Source organism: Shewanella scandinavica, from assembly GCF_031932065.1.
Taxonomy (GTDB): Bacteria; Pseudomonadota; Gammaproteobacteria; order Enterobacterales; family Shewanellaceae; genus Shewanella; species Shewanella baltica.
Window position 1 is genome coordinate 40,361 of sequence record NZ_JAUOES010000017.1, and the last position, 21,340, is coordinate 61,700.

Sequence of the window (21,340 nt, forward strand, 5' to 3'; positions counted from 1 at the left end):
TGAATTTTAGGGCTAATGCTCAGGCTTGATGGGTGGATCGTCGAGTTAAACATAAAGGCGCCATAACGGCGCCTTTGCTTATTTAGGCCGCAACGCTTTGGCAACACAAATTTTAGTGCTTGATGCCTAAAAGGCCTTGCAGTAAAGTGAGCTCCCTTTTTGGTATTCCGCTGATTGAACATTTTGAGAGTCACTGGTCCGTTATACTCTTCGAGCCAATTTGCGGTTTCACTATAAAAATTAATAGATGGCAAGCCCCATGACCCAGAAACTCCCTCGCCAAGCCACAGCATCCGAAGAAAGTCTGCTCCGCATTTTTACTGCACCGGAAGATGCAGGATCAACGCTGAGTATTATCGAGCAGAAGCTCTCCGAGGACTTAGCAGGCTTTTTGGGTGACAGTATCGCCGCGCTCGAAAAACCCTTGTCGGAAATTGAAACCGATTTTCAAGCCTTTGAGATCCCAACTCAGCCGCGTTTCGTCTCCGATTATACCGACGAAATTATGCAAAATTTGGTGGCACATTCGGTACACACAGCGGCACCAAGTTTTATCGGCCACATGACGTCGGCACTGCCCTACTTTGTGTTGCCGCTGTCGAAAATGATGGTGGGACTGAATCAAAATCTGGTCAAAATCGAAACCTCAAAGGCATTTACGCCGCTTGAGCGCCAAGTGCTCGGCATGATGCACCATTTGATTTACGACCAAGATACGGATTTTTATCAAAGCTGGATGCACAGCGCCAATCATTCCCTCGGCGCATTTTGCTCCGGCGGCACAGTGGCCAACATCACCGCCCTGTGGATTGCCCGTAACCAATTATTGAAAGCCGATGGTGAGTTTAAAGGCGTCAGCCGCGAAGGATTACTCAAGGCACTGCGCCACTATGGCTATGACGATTTAGCGATTTTGGTCTCGGAGCGAGGCCACTATTCGCTAGGCAAAGCCGTCGATCTGCTTGGCATTGGCCGCGATAATATCATCAGCATTCCCACGGGCAGCGATAACAAGGTCGATGTCGCGAAAATGCGCCAAGCCGCCCTTGAACTTGCCCGTAAAAACATCAAAGTGTTGGCGATTGTTGGCGTGGCTGGCACCACAGAAACCGGTAATGTTGACCCACTGACAGAATTAGCGGCGCTGGCAAAAGAGTTAAATTGTCATTTCCATGTAGATGCAGCGTGGGGCGGAGCAAGTTTACTATCCAATAAATACCGCCACTTACTCGCAGGTATCGAACTTGCCGATTCAGTCACCATCGATGCCCACAAACAAATGTACGTGCCTATGGGCGCGGGCATGGTGTTATTTAAAGACCCAGAGTTCGCCCACGCTATCGCCCATCACGCCGAATATATTTTGCGCCGTGGTTCAAAGGACTTAGGCAGCCAAACGCTGGAAGGTTCACGCCCCGGCATGGCGATGTTAGTGCACGCTTGCTTACAGATCATCGGCCGCGATGGGTATGAAATCTTAATCAATAACAGCCTTGAGAAAGCGCGCTATTTTGCAGAGCAAATCAAAGCCCATGAGGATTTTGAGCTGGTTACTGAACCAGAACTGTGTCTGCTGACTTACCGTTATGTGCCCGCCTGCGTCCAAGCCGCCATGCAGCTTGCCTGTGAGCAAGCTGACACAGTAAAACTCGCCCGCTTTAATGAGCTGCTCGATGGCCTCACCCAGTTTATTCAAAAGCACCAACGCGAACAGGGTAAATCCTTCGTCTCCCGCACCCGCATTCAGCCAGCCCGCTATTTTAGACAAGCAACCGTGGTATTTCGTGTAGTGCTCGCTAACCCCCTCACCAGCCATGACATTCTCAATCAAGTGCTGGTCGAACAAAGTGAAATCGCCGCATTAGATAACGAGTTTTTACCTGCGTTATTGGCAATGGTTGCTGAATAGCGAGTTGTTTAACGTAAGTTTTAAATCGCCGCTCAAATAAAGCGCTTTAATAGCAAACAGCCGCAAATTATTTGCGGCTGTTTGCTACGCGACACGAAATAAGCTGAACATTAAAGAGACAAGACAAAGCGCTTATCCATCACTCGTCCGCCGAATTCAAATGCTTCCGTGACACGCCGTGAAGCCATCCATGGCGGCTCTACGATGACATCCATGTCATCGAAGGTCACGTCAGCATCTGAATTCGCCTTAGCTAATTTCTGCGTGATCTACTGCATATGGAAAAATACATACCACTATCACATAGGCAGTCTTGCTCCACACTAAGTGTGAAAACTAGCTTGAAAAAAACCAAGGGGGTAGGTGCACCAGCTCTTTTCAAAACGTTCTTATTCAGAAAGTTGTTTGATTGTGTCAAACACCTCGTCGTTTGGTCCAACGAGCTCTGGTCGATTGCTGAAGTGATATGAAACAAATCGCACTTTATCTTTTTCTATTTTATTAAAGAAATAACATGCATCTTTCGCTGTTCCGTGTGATGACTTCATAGAAATAAGCGGCAGCAACTTAAGAGCACGTTCCTGTTTCCCGTTGATTATGTAGAGACTATCTATATCTAGCCAAGTAGACATTGTCCGTGATTCCTTTAGAAACTCGCTATTGCTACCCTTTAGCATAGCGATCTCATTCTCAAAAACACCTTTGCGAGGCTTACAATTAAGTGCATTCACGACCACTGAAGTATCCCACACATCCGACATCGCTTGCCTCAGTTTTTCCACCTGTCCGAAAAGTTGCTCATTACGGTGCTGCGCTTCTTCTTGTCCAACAATACCCCCATGTCCCGTCCAATTGTTACGCATACTGTTAGTTTTTTGGAGGACGTCAATGATTTCTTTACTACATAGGAGGCGCGGAAGCTTTAGCGTTTGGTCAGCGAATATCGTTTCACAGATTGATCTGTCGTTCTTTGCATCGTCAAACTTCTTTCCGTTCTCTTGCAGAAGTGATCGAGTCTGTTTTCCAAGATATTCCACAACTAACTTCCAAGTACCAAATGTTGCACGCTGGAAACTAAGATTCTGCTTAGCCATTGACTCTTTGAGCTTCACTTTGTGCAAATCATACAGTCCCTCGTTTCCATAAAAAGCACTTAGTAGAATAACTCCGAGAAACTCAGCGGTAGCTTCGAAGAAATGCAGAAGATGCTCATATTTGGCCTTGAAATCATCACTCGCCGTGGACTGCCAAGCGCGAAGAACAGACGCTATGGGGAACGGAATGGTTTCAATCCATTGATCAAGGCCAATGCTAACTTGCCCCTTTAACACTCCCGCTATTCTTTCTGAAAACACTTCTAAGCTATTACTCACCATATTTGCCGCTTGTGGGCTCTTCCAGAGGTCACGTCTCAGTTTCGTCAAATCATTTTGAAGACCAAGCAAGATATTCTCTTCTGCAGAAAAACGCGTATCAATTTCCAGCATCTTTTGTTGCGTCTCCAAGTCAGGCATTAAGACTTGAAGCTTTTTAAGGCTCCCTTTATTCAGTCTTGGAATGATCCCTGATGGTGCCCATTCTCGAATTTTCATTCCAAGTTCGCTGTTCAAGAACTGCATAACAAACTTGGCGTAGGATTTAGAAGGATCGATTATGACTTGGGCGTAGTTTTGCGCTTTCAAAGTAAACTCTTCGATAGAATCGACTACTTCACTTCTCCCTATCATGGGAATAAATATGGCATTCGAAGCGAGGGGAAAACAGACCCCATCAGCAAGCCTTCCAAGATTAATTTCCGTTGCTAAATCCTCGAGAACAAACGTAGGGAAACCGAAATGCTTACTTGCAGATTCAAAATAATCTTTTGCACGAAGTAAATCGACGCCTCGAAACTCAAGTGCATCAACGTAGCAACCAAGGTCCACAGAGTCCCCTTGTTCACCTTTGCTGAAGTTCTCCAGAATTTGCAAATTAGTATGATGGTCGTTAGTTAACTCACCAACAAACATCCTTTTTTTTAATCCTTTTTTCACAACTAAAAGGTAAGACCCAATAGATGTGTATGGCGAAAAGGATCCAGGAGGAAGAAAAAGTGCAGCATCTAAACTAAATCCCAAGTATGGGATGTGCTTAATAATTGAGCGAGTGGAATGAAAGAACGAAGGAGGAACAACGAAAAGCCCCACACCGTTCTCGGAAAGCCGAGCCATCGCCGCAGCAAGAATTAAATTCCCAAGGTCGCCCTTTAACTCTATCTGGTTTCCTGCTGTGTCCAGCAATTGAATTGATTCATTGGTTGGTACACTAAAAGGTAGCAAGCTGATAACTACATCTAAATTGTTTTCGTGATGAGGCAGTAATTCCAAAGCTTGGCCAATAAACCATTCAGCCTCGGGAAATAGCGTCTTTCCCAGCTCCCCCTCCGACCTACTTGAGTTGTAACCGATGCACCGCTTTGCTGAAGTTGCCTGTCGCGCAATGGCTAAAAGAGAACCTACGCCTGCGCAAGGATCCAATATCGTGTTTGCTGACTGCGTGGAGAGAATCTTTGATATGACCGCCGGTAGCACATGCGGAATGGGCATCAGGCTAGTATGAAACCCAGAATACATCGCAAGTAAATTAGTGAGTTCTGGAATCTCATTTAGTTGCGGGAAAAGCTGTCGCTCGGTCAAAATAGCTGCGAGTTCAGTTGGATCATAGCTTGATACGTGTGTACCGCGACGCTCTTCAAAAATAGCCCGTAGTTTGGACGTAAAAGATTGCTCACTCATGTGATTTCGTTCCAATATTGTGTTCTCAATGGTGGATTAAGAACGGCTTCCCTGAACGGGTTACACTTACCCCTGTAAGGAGTTGTCTTCATGACAACGTCACAGTTCCAAGATTCAAAAGGTTTTACTATATTGATTGTCATTAGTGGGCAAACCTTTAAATAGTGCATTTCATAACTAACTGTATTACTAGAACTTATCAGTTTTCTATTAAATTCACCATAAGGAAAAAACGCGTATATACATTTGTCCAAACCTGTATCTAGAAAAGTAACCATTAAGTAATAGTGAGGACATATTTCTAAGCTTCAAAAATGCAAAGCCCCATCTAAAGACCTATTTTAAATTGAATGTTAATTGTGTAAAAACTTGCTAAAAGGTACACCAAGGTTAACGAAATTAAGCACTCTCATGGAAGTGACCGTTGACGGCATGGATGCCGTCGTCGAGCCCTCAGGGATGAGTTAATGGCGTGTCACTGGAATGAAAGTGCTTAATTGTAAAGACGGACTTATAGCCTCAAAAAAATAAAAAGAGTAAGGACACCTACATATTTTTAAGGTTAAAAGTGAATATATGCCCTGATGTACCGACTTGAAAAGGGAAACTGATAGTGTGGGAACTGGCTAAAAAGGTACGCAGGAATTAACGAAATTAAGCACTCTTATGGAAGTGGCCGTTGGCGGCATGGCCGCTCATTCATATCTGACCCATAGGGATATGGGGAAGATCACTATTATGTCGGGAACATAATTGACCATGTGACCGTGGCATTCGCGCATCCATATGCAGTAGATGCCGCCGTCGACCCTCTGGGATGACTTTTATTATTTAAGCAGAGCGTGTCACTGGAATGAGAGTGCTTAATTGTGTCGCTGGATTTATAGTTTCAACATCAAAACATCACTATATCAAGGAACGACTATGTACTTTATTGCAGCTTTTGGTTTACTGATGTTGTTATTAAGTCTAGTGATGGCTGTAAAGCCTGAGTCTTTCTCTAAGGGGATTATTTCATTTAGCGAGCAGCCCTACTTCCATATTGCTGAGGTGACCAGCCGAATTATTGCGGGTCTCATTTTTACCCATTACTCAACCGATACTCAGTTTCCACAGACCATTTTTGCGATAGGTATTGTGTTGTTCTGTGTCGGAATGGGCTTGGCATTAACACATCCAAGGTTACATAGAAAGTTTGCGCTATGGTCTGCTCAATACTTCAACAATAAATTCCGTTTAATTGGTCTATTTTCGATCCCGCTATCTTTGCTACTTATCTATTCTGCTGTTGGCGCCTAAAAAATAGTATGCAATCCAACAACAAGGATTTTGTCACAATAATTTAGTTTTAGCTAAAGCATCGCCACTTGTAAAAAACAATGCTAAGGTAATAATTCGTATAACAAATATAGCTTTCTAAGCAGAATCTGTCGGAGAAAAAGGATGTTTATCAGATATATTTTAATGCTCACTGCCGTGCTGCTATGCCTTTACCCTGTTTGGGGATTAGTGAGCCCAGCAAGCTACTTGCAGGAGATATTAGAGGTTTATCCCGATGCGGAACAAGCCAGTCATACTCAAGTACGAATTACGGCGGCTATTTTATGGATAAGCAATCTGACGCTATCATTTGGGTTACTATTTATTGCAAAATTCATTAAACAACCTCAAACGTACAAATTCGCAAAAATATCGTCTATCGCATTAATTAGCTATCCATTTATTCTGACGATAACAGAGGTAATTTCTCACAGTATTCTATACCGCCACCTAGAACATCCTACGCTGACAATCGAGTTTTCAGCGCAAAAAATGTTCTATTTCGTATTTGGCCTGATCATTCTGGGAATTTATCAATCCCAACAAGAGTACAAACGCGCCAAAAAGAATGGTTAATTTATCAACATATTTTAAGGGAAAACAATTGAAGTTCTTTACCTCTTTTATCTTTGCTTTTATTGGCTCCAAATTATTATTCAAATACTTCGATTTTCACTACGAAATTTTTAGCGACCCTTTGGATCCATTGAAATTTATTATTGATACGGGTGTGTTCGTTATTATTTTTATATCGACACAGATACTGTATGAAAAAATATTTGATAAAACGAATAAACAAGAACAGCCATGATTTCCCCAACTAATGCACATAGGGATAATGCGCATAGGGACTATGAATAATATTTTCTGTTAACACGCTCACAAGCGCTAAGCGATCAACTGGAACTATATAGGAACTAAGATGTTTTCCATGCGAAAGATAATTCTCCCACTGATCATCTTAAGCCTTGGCGCATTGCCTCTATATGCTCCAGCACAGGACACCAGCGCGTTATGGGGTAAAAAATACGCTGAGGTGAAATCGAGTTTATTGTCTGCTGGCTGGGTATTAGCGCCCGTAGCGGAAGATGAAACGCCAATGACAGAAGATTACCCTGAAATAACCTGTGGTAGCGGCGCGATGGCAATTTGCTCTGTAGGCTTTATGCGAGACAAAACTACGCTTGCCTTAGTGGTTGAACCTATTGAAAATACACTGGTGGTGACGGGCGAGTATTAATCCGACTCATCCCGCTATCTACATCACCATAGGCACCACAATCAACACCGCAATAGGCACCACAAATTCGCACATCAATCGCATAAAAGAATGCACGAGTTAAGACGTACTTTAACGATGGAGACAGTTATGCCTGACACGACACCCCATTCCCAATTAGGCCCAAATCCTAACGATAGAGAACCAATGAAAGGCTTCCCTCAGGTTGGATTTCTTAAAAACTTTATTACCCGCGAGAACATTATCGTCGGCGATTATACCTATTATGACGATCCTGCTGGGCCTGAAAGATTCGAGTCGAATGTGCTTTATCACTTTGACTTTATTGGCGATAAACTGATTATCGGTAAATTCTGCGCTATTGCTAAAGACGTGAAATTCATTATGAATGGCGCCAATCATCAATTGTCTGGCTTCTCGACTTATCCCTTTTATATCTTCGGCAATGGCTGGGAAAAGGTAATGCCCGATCCCACCGATTTGCCCCATAAAGGCGACACCTGTATCGGTAACGATGTGTGGATTGGTTATAACGCCACTATCATGCCTGGAGTGAAGATTGGCCACGGCGCAATTGTTGCCAGTCAATCAGTGGTGACAAGAGATGTGCCGCCCTACGCTGTGGTTGGCGGTAATCCTGCCACTGTCATCAAGCTCAGGTTCGAGCAAGATGTGATAGATGAGCTCGTTGCCATCGCTTGGTGGGATTGGCCGATAGAGAAAATCACTCAGCACCTACACGCCATCGCGGGCGCGGATCTGACTCCATTACAGCAGGCGACCTAAGCAAAGCCAGTCGCGAGCAAGACTGAGCTCCCAAATATCAACTGACTAATATCTCGAGTGACAGATATATCAAGTAACCAATATTAGCAATAATGATTAATAAACAGTCATTAAGCGCAGAACAAAATCCAATATGCGCAATTTTGTACAAAAGCACTGAGGATTTCTGGGTTACTATCAGACACAACCCGCCCATTCATCCATTCAAGAAAGGAGGCTTGATGAACACAGAACATGCGGCCTACCAGATTGCCGATGAATTAGGTGGCCTCGAGTTACTCAATGCCCACTACCATAAACAAAATTTTAGTCGGCATACCCACGAAGGTTACACAGTAGGCGTAATTGAAACGGGTGCGCAGCGTTTTTATCGCACCGGTGGCAACCATGTGGCGCCAAAGCATAGCATTATTCTCGTCAATGCCGATGAAGTGCATAATGGCTGTAGCGCCACTGAGGGCGGCTGGTCGTATCGTGCCATGTATCCAGTCCCTGCGCAGTTTGGCGGTATTAACAGTGAGCGAGCAGCAAACAGCGGTGCGCCCTATTTCCCTGAGCCCGTAGTGTACGATCCTGAATTAGCCGAACTGCTGCGCCTCACCTTTACTACCTTAGATACATCGGATAATCGCTTACTGCGCGAAAGCTTAGTCTATTCAAGCCTAACGCAGTTGATGGCGCGCCATGGCAAGCATCGTCCAAGCGACAACCTCGCGGCAATAGCTAAGCCTGCGTTAGCGCTGGTGAAATCCTTTATCGACGATCATCCCGCAGCCGATATTTCCCTTGAAGAGCTGGCAACGCTTGCGGGATTAAGCCCCTATTATTTACTCAAGCAATTTCAGCGCTATTACGGCTTACCGCCCCACGCTTACCAAATTCAGGCCAGAGTGAGACTCGCCAAGGGGAAAATCAAGCAAGGCACACGGCTGCTTGATGTCGCTCTCGATTGTGGTTTTCACGATCAAAGCCATTTGAATCGGCATTTTAAAAAGACCGTCGGCGTAACACCGGGGCAATTTGCCAAAGAAATAGGCCGCAATATTATCCAAGCCTAAACAACCACTTTAGGTTAATCTGCCATGCTAATGCTTGCTTACTATCCCTAATAAAAGGCCGCTAATCACAGGCCCGCTAATAACAGGTCTGCCATGACTAAACACTAGTCTCTAAGAAATAGTCACTAAACAGTCGTAACTGAGCGGTAATAACAGAGCAAGCAAACCTTATCCAAGCATTCATTGTTTAACAGCGACCCTCGGTCGCCGCTTTTTTTAGGAGCCAAAGTGACAACCGACAAGCTTATAGAACCTGATGTTTCTCCCGCGAATCCCACAAAAGCCAAGGCTTTTTTAAAAGGCACCTTGGCCATGATGCCGCTGACAATAGCAGTGGTTCCTTGGGGAATTTTAGCGGGCTCCTTCGCCATTGAGGTTGGGCTCACGCCCATTGAAAGCCAAGCCATGTCAGCCATTATCTTCGCGGGCGCGGCTCAGTTAGTGGCGCTCGGCATGGTCAAAGCCGGAATTGGTCTGTGGAGTATCTTAATTACGACGTTACTCATCACCTCGCGCCATCTGTTATATGCGATGGCGATGCGCAGTCAAATCAGTCCCTTGCCATTAAAGTGGCGCCTGACATTGGGCTTTTTGCTCACGGATGAACTGTTTGCCATCGCTAATCAAGGCAAGTTGCATAAGTTCGACCCTTGGTATGCACTCGGCGGCGGCTTGAGTTTCTATATCGGCTGGAACATAGCAACCTTGCTTGGCATAGTGGCGGGCAATGCTATCGAGAACTTAGGCGAACTTGGGCTCGATTTCGCCATCGCCGCCACCTTTATCGCGCTGGTCGTGCCCACGGTAAAAAAACCGTCGATTCTCGTCTGTGTATTAGTCTCGCTCACCCTTGCCGTGGTATGCGCCTTATTTGAAATTCAAGCGGGATTACTGATCGCCGCCATAGCCGGAATGACAGCTGGCGTACTTTACGCCAAAGTGACCAAGGAAGCGGAACGCGCACAACAACCCGCAACTGAGCTAGCAAGCACACAAATCCAAGCAGCAACTGGGACTAAGACAAATAGTGCATCAGGAGAAAAAGCATGATTTGGTTAATGATTTTCTCAATGGCGGCGGTTGTGTTTATCAGTCGTCATTTACTGCTCGAACCTAAATTACCGCTGCGATTAAGTAAGGGCACCCAAACTTTTTTAAGTTACTCAGCCCCTGCAGTATTGACCGCTATCTTCGCGCCCATAGTATTTGTGCAAGAAGGCCAGCTCGATCTCAGCTTAGACAACAGCTATCTCATCTGCGCCGTGGTCGCGACGATACTCGCGCTCGTCACCCGTAATACCTTGCTGACCACAGTGTTGAGTATGGGACTGTTTTTCTTGATCCATTAAGTAAACAAAGAGTCAGTGCCCTCTGTGGCACTGGCTCTTGCATCAAGCACTTATACAGCCTCTACCACACTTTTACCCAACCTCATCCCCTCAGATAATCGTGTATCAGAAAATCACTTTCACATTATCTTCCACTGTCTTCATGTCCTATACCCTTATGACTGTATCTATTAGAGTATTGATCTCGGTTTAACTTTCGATATCTCGCTCGGTATAACTCTCGATATAACTCTTTGTATAAATCATCCATTTAAAATTTCTTCATATAAAAGTCAGTTTAAATATTAAATACGCCATGCCATTAATATTAATTCACGCACAAAATTAAACTCATTAAAAATTAAAGTAAATACACTATATTATAAAGTTCAAAATACCGTTTAAAAATAAAACAATTAACACTTTTAACCTAAATTAAACACTATTTAAATTAATCTATTTTTACTTTGTTTAATAAAAATAAAAGTGCTAGTTTTTAGATGTGCCTAGCAGTAATGATTATTTATATGATTTAGGACTACATATAATTGCCATCGGCGCTCTCAATGAAAGGACGTATTTTATTAAAATAAAGGAACAATCATGAGAACAAAATCTAGCCTGAGTATATTAACTTTATCCTGTTTAACCGCACTTGGAACTGTTTCTTTGTTGGCCGAAGCAGCTATTCCGAATACTATTCCAAAACTGTCAATGGTAGAACACGCTGCCCCTGATCTTGATTCGCTTAAAAATGATGTGATTAACGACCCCTCGTTTATCAGCTCGTTATTCTCCTTGGGACACCATCTTGGATATGCATGGGCTGGCGGTACGGCATCCCAGTATGTTGGTGAAGATATCGAAGTCAGAAGAGAATCGAGCAACGAATACAGTCTTAAAGCCCGCTATAACGGAAATGATCCTTATGCAAGCGGCTACAGAGCGAATGAGCGTTTGAAGGTGAATTTACAAAATATCCATTTTGTAACTAATCCTCAAAACCTTCAGTTAGGTTCACCTCAAGTTTATGATCGTGAAGCTATTTATACAGCTCCCGTAGTGATTTACAACTGGGGTGATACCGAAGATACCGGTGTCGCCACCCTCAACTATGATTACACCACTAGCTGGGCCAAAACCGATAATTTCTCCTTCTCCGAGAAAATTGGCGTAACCAATAAATATGAAGTGGGTATTCCAGGAATAGGTGGAGCGAGTTCTGAAATCAGTGCCGAATTTTCCGCCAGCCAAGGCTGGAGTGAAACTGACGGTAAAAGTACAACGATTTCGAGTCAGGCACAGTACCGCGCAATTATGCCGCCTCGCAGCAAACGTTATATCTCAATCACTCTGTTTAAACAAAAAGCGGATGTTCCATACACCTCAAGTTTATATATGATGTACGATATAAAATATGAGAACTTCTTAAAATGGGGAGGTAATGCGCATATTAATCATCCGACAAACAGACCTAACTTCCCTTACACCTTTGGCGGAGCGAATGCGAATAATCTGAATGGGCCAGAAGCCTTAGTCGATCAATATCTTCATCAAGATATAAACGGTTATGGTGTATGGGATTGGCCTGCAGCAATTAGTTCGGCACAGTCAAAAAGTGGTTTTGAGTGGCAATTGGCGAATATTGCTAGACAACATGGCGCACCAATTAGCGGTAAATTTACCGCAATAGATTCGAGTCAATTTAATATTGATGCCAGTGAATCCTATCCGCTAACGGATGAAGATATTGCTAATCGTCCGAAAAGTGCTCAAAAATTAGGACTGAGTCGTAATATTCAAGTTGCCGTCGGCGAGATCCAAAATAATGATGAAGATGGTTTAATCAAAAAACTGCATATTTCGCAATCAAGCGAAGTCATGTTAAACAATTAAAAACGGTGAGTTTAGGCTCTCAATAATAGCTATGATACGATTATCAGAGAGATCTCGATACAACTAGAAAAATACTAAATGTTACTAGAAAATTAGAAATGTAAGATAAGCCACTCATTCGAGTGGCTTATCTTTTGCTTCGGCTCGCGCCTTCGCATGTTCATCCATCAGGCAAATATAATCTTCCAGCTCTTGACCAGGTGCTTGTTCAAAATGACGGTTCAGCCGCACAAGGCCTGTGATGCGATCAACCCTGAAATTACGAAAAGCCGAACGTAGCTCACACCAGGTCAGTAAGGTCCAAGTACCACGCCAAAAATAGATGGCGAGCGGGCGCACTTCACGCTCGGTGACATCGAGTTTGACGTCTTGATAGAAAAGTTTGACGTATTCGCGGCGCTGAGCTGAGTTACGCAGCGGATCGAGGAATTGGAACTCATTGGAGTCGAGGTAAAAATCCGGTGAAAACATCAAGGATTGATAGGCTTGTAGTCGTTTTGGTAGTACGGCTTCGACTTTAATCATCGCCTGCCTCGCGGCGCTACCAAGTTCTTTGCCACCCCAAGTTTGCACCATACGCATGCCAACTTGAATCGCCTCCAATTCGGCTTCGTTAAACATCAAGGGAGGAACATTCACCTCGTGGCGCAACAAATAGCCGACACCCGCCTCCCCTTCAATGGGAATGCCACTTAGACACAAATCCTGCACGTCACGGTAAATCGTGCGCGTGGACACCTCTAACCGTTCAGCCAACTCTTGGGCTGTGGTCAGGCGTTTATGTTTAAGAATTTGCACTATTTGAAATAGGCGGTCTGCGCGGCGCATTGACTCTGATTTAATCCTTTAGTTGCCTATCCGTTGATTAAGCATTGTGAGTTTATATAAATCACTGACATGTCCTGATACTCACTTGAGTGATAGTTTACGATTTAAATCATAAAATCCCGATATAAATCTCCACCTCAGTGGCGCTGAGATAGACTTCAAAATCAGTTTGATAACGGCGCTGATGCGGACAATCGTTAGCACTAAAATAGCCCCACACTTGTCCCCAAAGATCGATAACACATTGTGGCATGTCACCTTGACCCCTGAATTTAAGGTACTTACCGGCTTCAAGCTCAAGCGACACCAAGTGATTTGCCTCAACAGGGGCATCAATTGCCTTACCCACCAGCACAGCAAACTCGCCATTCATGTCTGACTCATAGTCATAATACACGCCATACATGGGCGAATTGAGCATGGCGGTGAGCTGTGATGATTCAAAAAAAGCTTGCCATAAACTGCCAATTTTAGCGCTATCGGCGGACATTTCGGCCCGATTGTTCGTGCGAGTGCTCAGTCCAAGTAGCGGTCGGGCATCAATATAAACCACGTCCATCTTTGTTTCTTCCATAGAAATCTAAACCCATACTTTAGTTAATTGCGTGATTTTAGCGTCGTGCCTTAAGGCCACGACGCTAATACATTAATCACTCGAGACTACTTATCCTTAGACCACAGACCCACTTTGTTACCTTCGCTATCGGCAAATAAGGCGATATAACCACACTCACCGTCTTTAATCGGTGTGACTGGCAGGATAATTGTCACCTCCGCTGCGATAAGTTTATCCACTAAAGGTTGCAATTGTGCGCTGAAATGAAGATATACAGTGCTGCCTTGCATTGACGGCTGGCTCATGCTGCATTTGACTAACCCTATGCTCGCCGCACTCGCATCTTCGGTGACTATGGTCGCATATTCCATATCTTCCATATCGTCACGTTTAAACTCAACCCCAAAATGCTGCTGATAAAAGGCAACGGCACGGTTCATATCACTGACAGGAATTTCACCCCAAACTAACGGTGCAATAGATAACATTTTCACTTTCTCCTTGTTGAAAAATATCAATGATTCAAAACCTTATTTATAAAATTCAGGACTGAATCATTAACGGGCGACAACAAGAATAAAACAAGGCTACTGACAGCATGATGTCAGTAGCCTTTTAATAAAAGTGAATGTTGAGGGTTTTGGCCTAGTTAAAACGTTACTTTGGCAAACTGGCTTGATGGGCCTGAATAAAATCTTCCATGGCTTTGCTCGCCCTCGCCTGAGCGCTGGCTAAGGTATCAGTATCGACTATAGTTTCGACCACTTCGTAGTAGCACTTAATTTTGGGTTCAGTGCCAGAAGGTCTGACGATCACCCGAGCGCCACCCGCTAAGCAGTAGGTTAATACATCGCTCGGTGGCAAGTCGATTTTTTCAACGCTACCATCGGCAAAACGACGCTCAAGGGCTTTTAAATCATCGGTTGATAGCACGTCTTGCTCACCAATCTTCACAGGGGGATGTTCGCGTAAATAGGCGCCAATATTAGGCGTGTCAGGTTTTAGTGCAATACTCACCTGCGCATTGAGATGGAAGCCATGCTCACGGTAAATTTGCTCGAGTCTGTCCCAAATCGTTTGCCCCTTCGCCACTAGCTCGGCAGTTAATTGGGCAAATGCCACCAGCGCCGACAAGCCATCTTTATCCCACACCATGCTGCCAACTGTGTAGCCAAGGGCTTCTTCATAGGCAAACAGGAATTGATCCTCAGGGGACGTTTTCGCAATACCCACATTCATCAACCACTTAAAGCCAGTGAGCGTGGTAAAGCTTTGCGTGCCAAACCCTTGAGCAATTTTAGATAACAGGCTCGATGACACTATCGTTGTGCCCGTAAGTTGCTGATTATCTTTGGCGTGAGATAACAAGTAATGCCCAAAGAGCACACCGACTTGATCGCCCGTCAGCATCTGGTATTCGCCATCATCACGACGCACTGCGACCGCAAAACGGTCGGCATCGGGATCGTTGGCACAGGCGAGCATAGCGCCGTGTTTTTTCGCCTCGGCGATCACTAAATCCATCGCGCCCTTTTCTTCCGGATTGGGGAAGTTCACCGTTGGGAAATCGCCATCGGGTTCACGTTGGGAAGCAACCGAATACACTTGGGTGAAACCCGCATCTTTCAATACGGTTTCAGCCATTTCAGCGCCCACACCGTGCATGGCGGTATAGGCTAAACTGACCTTTTCTGGAGCCGTATGGTTTTGCAGCACCTCAGCTTGCTGCACGCCATGGCGATAGCTTTGGTAAAAATCGTCCTGCAGAATAATTAACTTACCTTGTTTTACCGCCTCATCATGTTCTAAAAACGGAATAGCTTGATTCGCGGCGCGCTCAATTTGCGCGGCAATGCCAGAATCGTGGGGCGGAATAATCTGCGCGCCATTCTCCCAATACACTTTATAGCCATTGTATTGCGGCGGGTTATGACTCGCGGTCACTACAATGCCTGCTGCCGCATTAAAATGTTTCACCCCAAAGGCCACCAGCGGTGTCGGCGCCACTTTAGACGTTAAGCGCACCTTAATGCCCATAGCGGTCAGTACGCTCGCCGCATCATGGGCAAAATTGAATGAGTCGTGGCGACCATCATAACCAATCACCACACCACGCTCGGCGGCATCTTTAATCTGATCAAGTAGATAAGCACCAAGGCCTGCCGAGGTTTGACGGATCACCAGACGGTTCATCCCCATAGGTCCAGCGCCGACAACACCGCGTAATCCTGCGGTGCCAAATTCCAAGCGACCCGCAAAGCGCGCTGCGAGTTCAGCTTCATTGCCGCTATCAATTAGGGTTTGTAACTGGGCTTGAGTGCGAGGGTCAGGATCATTTTCAAGCCAATGGTTTACCTGTAACTGCAGATGGGTATTCATATCACGCCTCATTGAAAATCATTTGCAATCACATTAGGAAAAACAGCGGCGAAGAACAAGCTAATTTGCATTAATTTCAAAATGAGCTGAGGCTTAATTTCGGCATAAACTAAGGCTGAGCATAAAAAACGCACTATCTGACCATTCATGCCGGATAGTGCGTTGGTGTTAATCTTAAACAAACTTCAACATCAGCGAGAAGGTAAAGTGCCCTCGAATACGCGCACTTTGATGTTCTTTTTCAGGTTATCTTGGTCTTGTTGCCATTCTTGCCACTGGGTGAGACTGATACTGAGTTGTAATGAAAAATCAGTAGAAATCCACTCTTTTTGCCCTTGGGCATATTTAGGTACGGGGACTATGTTGCTTGGCCCAACAAAAGATTCTGAGCACATAAAGGTTTTGAAATACACTTGGTCAATCGATAAATCGAGGGCGCTGGGCGATGTTAAACATTGGCCACTGCCCTGCTCTTGATACGAGGCAAATTGGTACAGGATTGCCGGTGTATTATTAGTGCTATCAGGAACGGATGCGGTTTGATGGCAAGATAAACAGCTACTTAATGCGTTATCCGCGGGGCCATTTAAACGTCCGTTACACCCTAAGTGTCCCGCATTGGTGTGCTCATTCAAGCGACCAACCACCTCTTGAAATACCGCGCTATCCTTAAGCCCTGTGATTGGGTTTTGAGGGAATGCTGCCGCTCCTACTGTGGCTGGCGGCGTGTCATTCCCCCACATTAATCCCAGTGGAGAGATACGATCCCAAGGATTTTTCTCTTTCGCTTTAAACTGGCCATCGGCGACAAAAGTGCCATAGGCCCAGCCCACGGGCGAGCGGCTGTCACGCACTGCGATATCAAACTGCAATAAGTACACATCGGCAACGGAGCGTGGGCATTGCTCTGTTTCCTGTTGGAAACTACAGGCACTGCCATCGGCATTTTTACATTCGCAGAAATCACTGGCACTGATATTGGCTTGCCATACGGGTACGTTTTCGAGGAAAGGATAGTTATTAGGCGTTGCGGTAGTGAACAGTAACTTGCCAATCACACTACCTTCATTAAATGCAAAATTTTGCTGCGGCATTACAGGCGATGGCGCCCCAGTCCATACCTTGCCAATACTATTTGCCGCTTGCGGATTATAAAACCCCACCGCCCACATAGTGGTTTTCAAATCGCCTTGGCCTTTTATCGCCATAGTGACGGGGGCTTCGCGGGTCAAGCCGTGGATAAATTCCCGTCCACTCATGGGATCATAGGTTTGGTAGGGAATATGATACCAAGAGCGTACCTTGTTATTACACAGATCCCAGTCCTTACTGATATCACCTTTGTCGATATTTCCCTCTTGGATGTACTTCATCACAGCCCAAAGGTATTTCCACGCTTGGGTATTTTTATCACTTTCACTCAGATTTTTATCGAAGGGATTAAATTCAAGCCAAGGTGCAGCACTATCTGGTTTGGCACTCGCATAAGCATCGCTCAAGCTAAAAATAGGTCCCTTCCAGCCCGAATAAGCTTGGTTGATGATGACTTGATTGTCCCACATACCTGTTTTATTGAACGCGGGGTCTTGGAAGTAACTTGGATAGGCTCCAGTACAGGTTGAATTTGCATTAGATGTAATGTTCGTCGATTGTTTATCTGCAGCTTTTACGTTGACAGTAGTGAACGAACAAACGGTGAGCATAAGTATGGCGGCAATGTTAAGTTTCATAATATCGTCCTTGAAGAGTATTAGTCCTAAAAACTCCCTTTGTGAGCCTCGGCACCAGCGGCGACTCAAAGTAAGCATAGACTAATTTTTAATATCCTCATTTTTTAACATTCGCTGTAAAGCATAACGATTCGGATAGTAAGAATATAAAAAGGCCGTTTAGCATTAGCTAAACGGCCAAGAGATTCGTTATTGGACTCGCCACGAGTCACGCAAACTATTTCCCTATTTATCGATTTCTTGGCCGCGCGTCTTCCACAACGAATACAAGACCCCGGCAACTAACAGGCCGAACGTCACCCCAAGAGACAGTGCGGTTGGAATAGTAAAGTCCACGATTCCCTCGTGATTGAAATACACTAAGCCCACTTTTACCCCGATAAACACTAATACCACCGACAGCGCGTATTTAAGGTACTCGAAACGATGCACCATGGCCGCCAAGGCAAAATACAAGGCACGTAGCCCCAAAATCGCGAAGATATTCGAGGTATAAACGATGAAAGGATCTTGGGTAATCGCAAAAATGGCTGGAATACTGTCGACAGCAAACACTAAATCTGCGGTTTCCACTAAGATCAACGCTAAAAATAACGGCGTCGCCCACCATCCTTTTGATAACTGATGGTCTTCACCCCGTACCCAGAATTTCTCCTGATGCAGTGTCGGCGTAAAACGCATCTTAGTGCGTAACCATTTATAAAACTTATTATCTTGGATATCACCGTGCTCATCGTTTGAGAAGAGCATTTTCACGCCAGTGAAAATCAAGAAGAGTCCAAATAACACAAGTACACCTTGATACTGGGCAACGAGCACGGCGCCAAGGCCAATCATAATCGCGCGTAGCACTATTACGCCCATAATGCCCCAGAAGAGCACTCTGTGTTGGTATAAACGTGGGATACCTAAGCTACTGAAGATTAACGCGATAACAAATACGTTATCCATAGACAGCGATTTTTCAATCAAATAACCCGTCAGGTATTCCATACCCGCGGTTGAGCCCTTATACCACCAGAGCCAAGCCCCAAACAGTAAGCCCATACAGATATAAAAGGCTGAAAGCTTTAAACTTTCGGCCACGGTAATTTCATGCTGTTCCTTGTGTAGTACGCCAAGATCGAAGGCCAATAACGCCAGCACAAAACCGAAAAACATCAACCAAACCCAAAGCGGGTAACCCACAAATAGGGTGGTAAAAAACTCCATAAGTCTCCTTAATAACCAACATAACGGCTGAGCGAAATCAGTACAATTGAGCAGATCGACATTAACTCATTGTAGAAATATAAACTGTGAAATCCTATATGAAAAATGCAACTATCAAGATTAAAATTCTTTTATAATCAATATGATTACGCTACTTATTTACACTTATACTCAGAATAAGGTCACAGTCAATCACAGCGCTTCCCTAAGCAAATCATCTACCCCATCCATTCGTAACATTCATTTAGAAAATGGCCTCGAACGAGTACGAAGATGTTCTCAAATAGTACAAAATCGCCACACCCTCTATAGAACGACGAACAACAGCGAAATCAAGGCTAAAGGCGCTAACATAAAACTGCCACAGTTGAATTCTGGCCACTATTTAGCACTCATTTCTTAACTGAAAATGAATTAATTGAGCCACTTAATCTGACTTAAAAGCAGGTTAACCACAGTTTCAAAGAACGGCAAAATGGTGAAATAAGCAAAATATTCATCAGTTTCAAGCCCCTTGGCTGTTCCATAGCATCCGAGTGTGATTAACTGCAGCTACTGCGGCGTCTTTTAGCAATCAACAAGGCTGCAATAACCACTAATAATGAAAAATAATTAATAAAATTCATGACGATAAAATGAATCAATCGATGCTCGGTGCATGAAGCGCCAGCAATGGGAGTCTTAAGTGTCAACAGAACAACATCCTCCACATGCTATGCAAGGCCCACAGGGTTCGCCCCCACCCGAAATGCTCTTTGGGCATCCTAAGGGCTTGTTTGTCTGCTTTTTTACCGAAATGTGGGAACGCTTTTCCTTCTACGGCATGAAGGCGTTACTGTTTCTTTATCTGATTAAATATCATCTGTTTACCGACGAATTTGGCTATAACGTCATTGGTGCTTACGGTGCCTTAGTGTACGCCATGCCCGTGGTCGGTGGTTTATTGGCCGACCGCTATATCGGCATGCGTAAAGCGGTGATCTTCGGTGGTATTTTGTTGGTCCTCGGCCACTTAGGCATGGCCTTTGAAGGCCATCAAGCGGTTATCGTCGCCGGTGAAGTTCAGCGCGATGAACAAGCACTGCAGGTATTCTATTTATCCCTCGCCTTGATCATTGTCGGTGTGGGCTTTTTAAAACCCAATATTTCCACCATAGTCGGTCAGCTGTATCCCGAGTCATCTCCAAAGCGGGATTCAGGCTTTACCATTTTCTACGCTGGCATCAATTTAGGCGCCACCTTGGCCCCGCTGATTTGTGCTTATTTAGGTGAAACCTATGGCTGGAAGTACGGCTTTGGTTTGGCAGGTTTAGGAATGTTAGCGGGTTTATTGGTGTTTATTCGGGGTAAGAAACATTTGCAGGGCTTCGCCGAACCCAGAGATCCCGCAAGAATTTTAAAGAAAACCGCCGGCATCACCACAGAGCAATGGATTTATTTAAGCGCCATCGGCAGCGTAGTGCTGGTCTGGGGCTTAATTCAAACCCACTCCCTTGTGCTTTCTATTAGCAGTTTATTACCCGCTGTAAGTCCAGTGATCTGGTTCTTGCACTCAGTATCTCTGGTGCTCGCCATCGGGATAGGCTGGTTTATGGTGAAACACTGCAACCCGATTGAACGTCAACAGATGTCGGCCTTACTGCTGTTCATCGTTGCAGGTTTGGTCTTCTTCGGCTTATATGAGCAAACCTACGGTTCTTGGGTAGCATTTTCGGACCGCGTGATGGACCGCAACATGCTCGGCCTCGAATGGAGCGCGGGACAGTTAACCTTCCTCGGCGCCTTCTTTGTGATCAGTTTATCGCCCATCTTTGCTTGGCTCTGGCCTGCCCTCGCCCGTAAACATTGCGATCCGAGTAAACCAGTTAAAACGGCACTCGGCATTTTGTTCGCAGGTTTATCCTTTATGGTGCTAGTACTCGGGATCCAAATGCCGCTAAGCAGTGGCTTAGTGAGTATTTGGTTTTTAGTCGCGGCTTATTTTGTATTAGAAATCGGCGAGTTATTGCTGTCACCCATAGGCTTATCTGCGGTAACTCAGCTGTCGGTAAAACGCGTGGTCAGCCTGATGATGGGCGCTTGGTTCCTCGGCACTTCATACTCTGAAATCTTAGCCGCCGAATTAAACAAACTCGCCGCGATTGATACCCAAGGCGGCGTGATAAGTGACGTACCGAGTGCGATGGCGCTATACGAGCAACTGTTTATCTTTTCGGCGCAAATAGGCGTGGTAATGGCGTTAGTCTTCTTTGCCCTTGCGCCATTAATGAAGAAAATGATGCACGAAAAAACAGCGACAAATTAAGTCTAAGCCCAAGAGTTTA

The 21,340-nt window shown here is 44.9% G+C and carries 17 protein-coding genes; 10 read left to right on the forward strand and 7 right to left on the reverse strand.

Going from position 1 to position 21,340, the window contains the following annotated elements:
* Positions 1-259 precede the first annotated feature (259 nt).
* Positions 260-1,909, forward strand: a complete 1,650-nt coding sequence (gene panP / locus Q4Q50_RS14775) for a pyridoxal-dependent aspartate 1-decarboxylase PanP (RefSeq protein ID WP_311899959.1) — start codon at positions 260-262, stop codon at positions 1,907-1,909.
* Positions 1,910-2,298: 389 nt separating this feature from the next.
* On the opposite strand, the gene Q4Q50_RS14780 is transcribed toward panP, so the two are convergent.
* Positions 2,299-4,683, reverse strand: coding sequence for a hypothetical protein (locus tag Q4Q50_RS14780; protein ID WP_311899961.1), 2,385 nt, complete (start codon positions 4,681-4,683; stop codon positions 2,299-2,301).
* Positions 4,684-5,607: 924 nt separating this feature from the next.
* Between Q4Q50_RS14780 and Q4Q50_RS14785 the strand changes: the two genes are divergently transcribed.
* From Q4Q50_RS14785 to Q4Q50_RS14820, 8 genes are all read left to right on the forward strand, one after another.
* Positions 5,608-5,982, forward strand: a complete 375-nt coding sequence (locus Q4Q50_RS14785) for a hypothetical protein (protein ID WP_063883167.1) — start codon at positions 5,608-5,610, stop codon at positions 5,980-5,982.
* 144 nt (positions 5,983-6,126) lie between these two features.
* Positions 6,127-6,579, forward strand: a complete 453-nt coding sequence (locus Q4Q50_RS14790) for a hypothetical protein (protein ID WP_063883168.1) — start codon at positions 6,127-6,129, stop codon at positions 6,577-6,579.
* Positions 6,580-6,925: 346 nt separating this feature from the next.
* A complete protein-coding gene (locus tag Q4Q50_RS14795) occupies positions 6,926-7,243 on the forward strand; it encodes a hypothetical protein (protein ID WP_311899963.1) in 318 nt (105 codons plus the stop codon).
* A 129-nt stretch (positions 7,244-7,372) separates the two neighbouring features.
* Complete coding sequence (locus tag Q4Q50_RS14800) at positions 7,373-8,029, forward strand: Vat family streptogramin A O-acetyltransferase (RefSeq protein WP_311899964.1); 657 nt, start codon at positions 7,373-7,375, stop codon at positions 8,027-8,029.
* 221 nt (positions 8,030-8,250) lie between these two features.
* Entirely contained in the window at positions 8,251-9,087 is an 837-nt protein-coding gene (locus tag Q4Q50_RS14805) for a helix-turn-helix domain-containing protein (RefSeq protein ID WP_311899966.1), read from the forward strand.
* 228 nt (positions 9,088-9,315) lie between these two features.
* Positions 9,316-10,137 carry an AzlC family ABC transporter permease gene (locus tag Q4Q50_RS14810; protein WP_311899967.1) on the forward strand — a complete coding sequence of 274 codons (822 nt, stop codon included), beginning with the start codon at positions 9,316-9,318 and terminating at the stop codon, positions 10,135-10,137.
* Positions 10,134-10,436 (forward strand): AzlD domain-containing protein, encoded by a 303-nt coding sequence (locus Q4Q50_RS14815; RefSeq protein ID WP_107402198.1) that lies wholly within the window; start codon positions 10,134-10,136, stop codon positions 10,434-10,436. The genes Q4Q50_RS14810 and Q4Q50_RS14815 overlap by 4 nt, the downstream gene beginning before the upstream one ends.
* A gap of 582 nt (positions 10,437-11,018) precedes the next feature.
* Positions 11,019-12,311, forward strand: a complete 1,293-nt coding sequence (locus Q4Q50_RS14820) for an aerolysin family beta-barrel pore-forming toxin (RefSeq protein WP_311899969.1) — start codon at positions 11,019-11,021, stop codon at positions 12,309-12,311.
* 114 nt (positions 12,312-12,425) lie between these two features.
* On the opposite strand, the gene Q4Q50_RS14825 is transcribed toward Q4Q50_RS14820, so the two are convergent.
* The 6 genes from Q4Q50_RS14825 to Q4Q50_RS14850 form a co-directional block, all read right to left on the reverse strand.
* Positions 12,426-13,139 (reverse strand): helix-turn-helix transcriptional regulator, encoded by a 714-nt coding sequence (locus Q4Q50_RS14825; RefSeq protein ID WP_311899971.1) that lies wholly within the window; start codon positions 13,137-13,139, stop codon positions 12,426-12,428.
* A gap of 109 nt (positions 13,140-13,248) precedes the next feature.
* Positions 13,249-13,698: a GyrI-like domain-containing protein gene (locus Q4Q50_RS14830; protein WP_311900001.1), complete on the reverse strand. Its 450-nt coding sequence runs from the start codon at positions 13,696-13,698 to the stop codon at positions 13,249-13,251.
* Positions 13,699-13,799: 101 nt separating this feature from the next.
* Positions 13,800-14,183: a VOC family protein gene (locus Q4Q50_RS14835; RefSeq protein WP_006081088.1), complete on the reverse strand. Its 384-nt coding sequence runs from the start codon at positions 14,181-14,183 to the stop codon at positions 13,800-13,802.
* A 169-nt stretch (positions 14,184-14,352) separates the two neighbouring features.
* Positions 14,353-16,074, reverse strand: coding sequence for a phospho-sugar mutase (locus Q4Q50_RS14840; RefSeq protein ID WP_311899973.1), 1,722 nt, complete (start codon positions 16,072-16,074; stop codon positions 14,353-14,355).
* A 191-nt stretch (positions 16,075-16,265) separates the two neighbouring features.
* Complete coding sequence (locus Q4Q50_RS14845) at positions 16,266-17,804, reverse strand: hypothetical protein (RefSeq protein WP_311899975.1); 1,539 nt, start codon at positions 17,802-17,804, stop codon at positions 16,266-16,268.
* 225 nt (positions 17,805-18,029) lie between these two features.
* Entirely contained in the window at positions 18,030-19,016 is a 987-nt protein-coding gene (locus tag Q4Q50_RS14850) for a TerC family protein (RefSeq protein WP_311899977.1), read from the reverse strand.
* A 685-nt stretch (positions 19,017-19,701) separates the two neighbouring features.
* Between Q4Q50_RS14850 and Q4Q50_RS14855 the strand changes: the two genes are divergently transcribed.
* The gene (locus Q4Q50_RS14855) at positions 19,702-21,321 is read left to right on the forward strand and encodes a peptide MFS transporter (protein WP_311899978.1); all 1,620 of its coding nucleotides are present in this window, start codon (positions 19,702-19,704) and stop codon (positions 21,319-21,321) included.
* Positions 21,322-21,340: the final 19 nt, after the last annotated feature.

What these genes read in the sequence shown, in the direction of transcription:
- panP (WP_311899959.1), top strand. Translation starts at nt 260, where the DNA reads ATGACCCAGAAACTCCCTCGCCAAGCCACAGCATCCGAAGAAAGTCTG.
- Q4Q50_RS14780 (WP_311899961.1), bottom strand. Translation starts at nt 4,683, where the DNA reads ATGAGTGAGCAATCTTTTACGTCCAAACTACGGGCTATTTTTGAAGAG.
- Q4Q50_RS14785 (WP_063883167.1), top strand. Translation starts at nt 5,608, where the DNA reads ATGTACTTTATTGCAGCTTTTGGTTTACTGATGTTGTTATTAAGTCTA.
- Q4Q50_RS14790 (WP_063883168.1), top strand. Translation starts at nt 6,127, where the DNA reads ATGTTTATCAGATATATTTTAATGCTCACTGCCGTGCTGCTATGCCTT.
- Q4Q50_RS14795 (WP_311899963.1), top strand. Translation starts at nt 6,926, where the DNA reads ATGTTTTCCATGCGAAAGATAATTCTCCCACTGATCATCTTAAGCCTT.
- Q4Q50_RS14800 (WP_311899964.1), top strand. Translation starts at nt 7,373, where the DNA reads ATGCCTGACACGACACCCCATTCCCAATTAGGCCCAAATCCTAACGAT.
- Q4Q50_RS14805 (WP_311899966.1), top strand. Translation starts at nt 8,251, where the DNA reads ATGAACACAGAACATGCGGCCTACCAGATTGCCGATGAATTAGGTGGC.
- Q4Q50_RS14815 (WP_107402198.1), top strand. Translation starts at nt 10,134, where the DNA reads ATGATTTGGTTAATGATTTTCTCAATGGCGGCGGTTGTGTTTATCAGT.
- Q4Q50_RS14820 (WP_311899969.1), top strand. Translation starts at nt 11,019, where the DNA reads ATGAGAACAAAATCTAGCCTGAGTATATTAACTTTATCCTGTTTAACC.
- Q4Q50_RS14825 (WP_311899971.1), bottom strand. Translation starts at nt 13,139, where the DNA reads ATGCGCCGCGCAGACCGCCTATTTCAAATAGTGCAAATTCTTAAACAT.
- Q4Q50_RS14830 (WP_311900001.1), bottom strand. Translation starts at nt 13,698, where the DNA reads ATGGACGTGGTTTATATTGATGCCCGACCGCTACTTGGACTGAGCACT.
- Q4Q50_RS14835 (WP_006081088.1), bottom strand. Translation starts at nt 14,183, where the DNA reads ATGTTATCTATTGCACCGTTAGTTTGGGGTGAAATTCCTGTCAGTGAT.
- Q4Q50_RS14840 (WP_311899973.1), bottom strand. Translation starts at nt 16,074, where the DNA reads ATGAATACCCATCTGCAGTTACAGGTAAACCATTGGCTTGAAAATGAT.
- Q4Q50_RS14845 (WP_311899975.1), bottom strand. Translation starts at nt 17,804, where the DNA reads ATGAAACTTAACATTGCCGCCATACTTATGCTCACCGTTTGTTCGTTC.
- Q4Q50_RS14850 (WP_311899977.1), bottom strand. Translation starts at nt 19,016, where the DNA reads ATGGAGTTTTTTACCACCCTATTTGTGGGTTACCCGCTTTGGGTTTGG.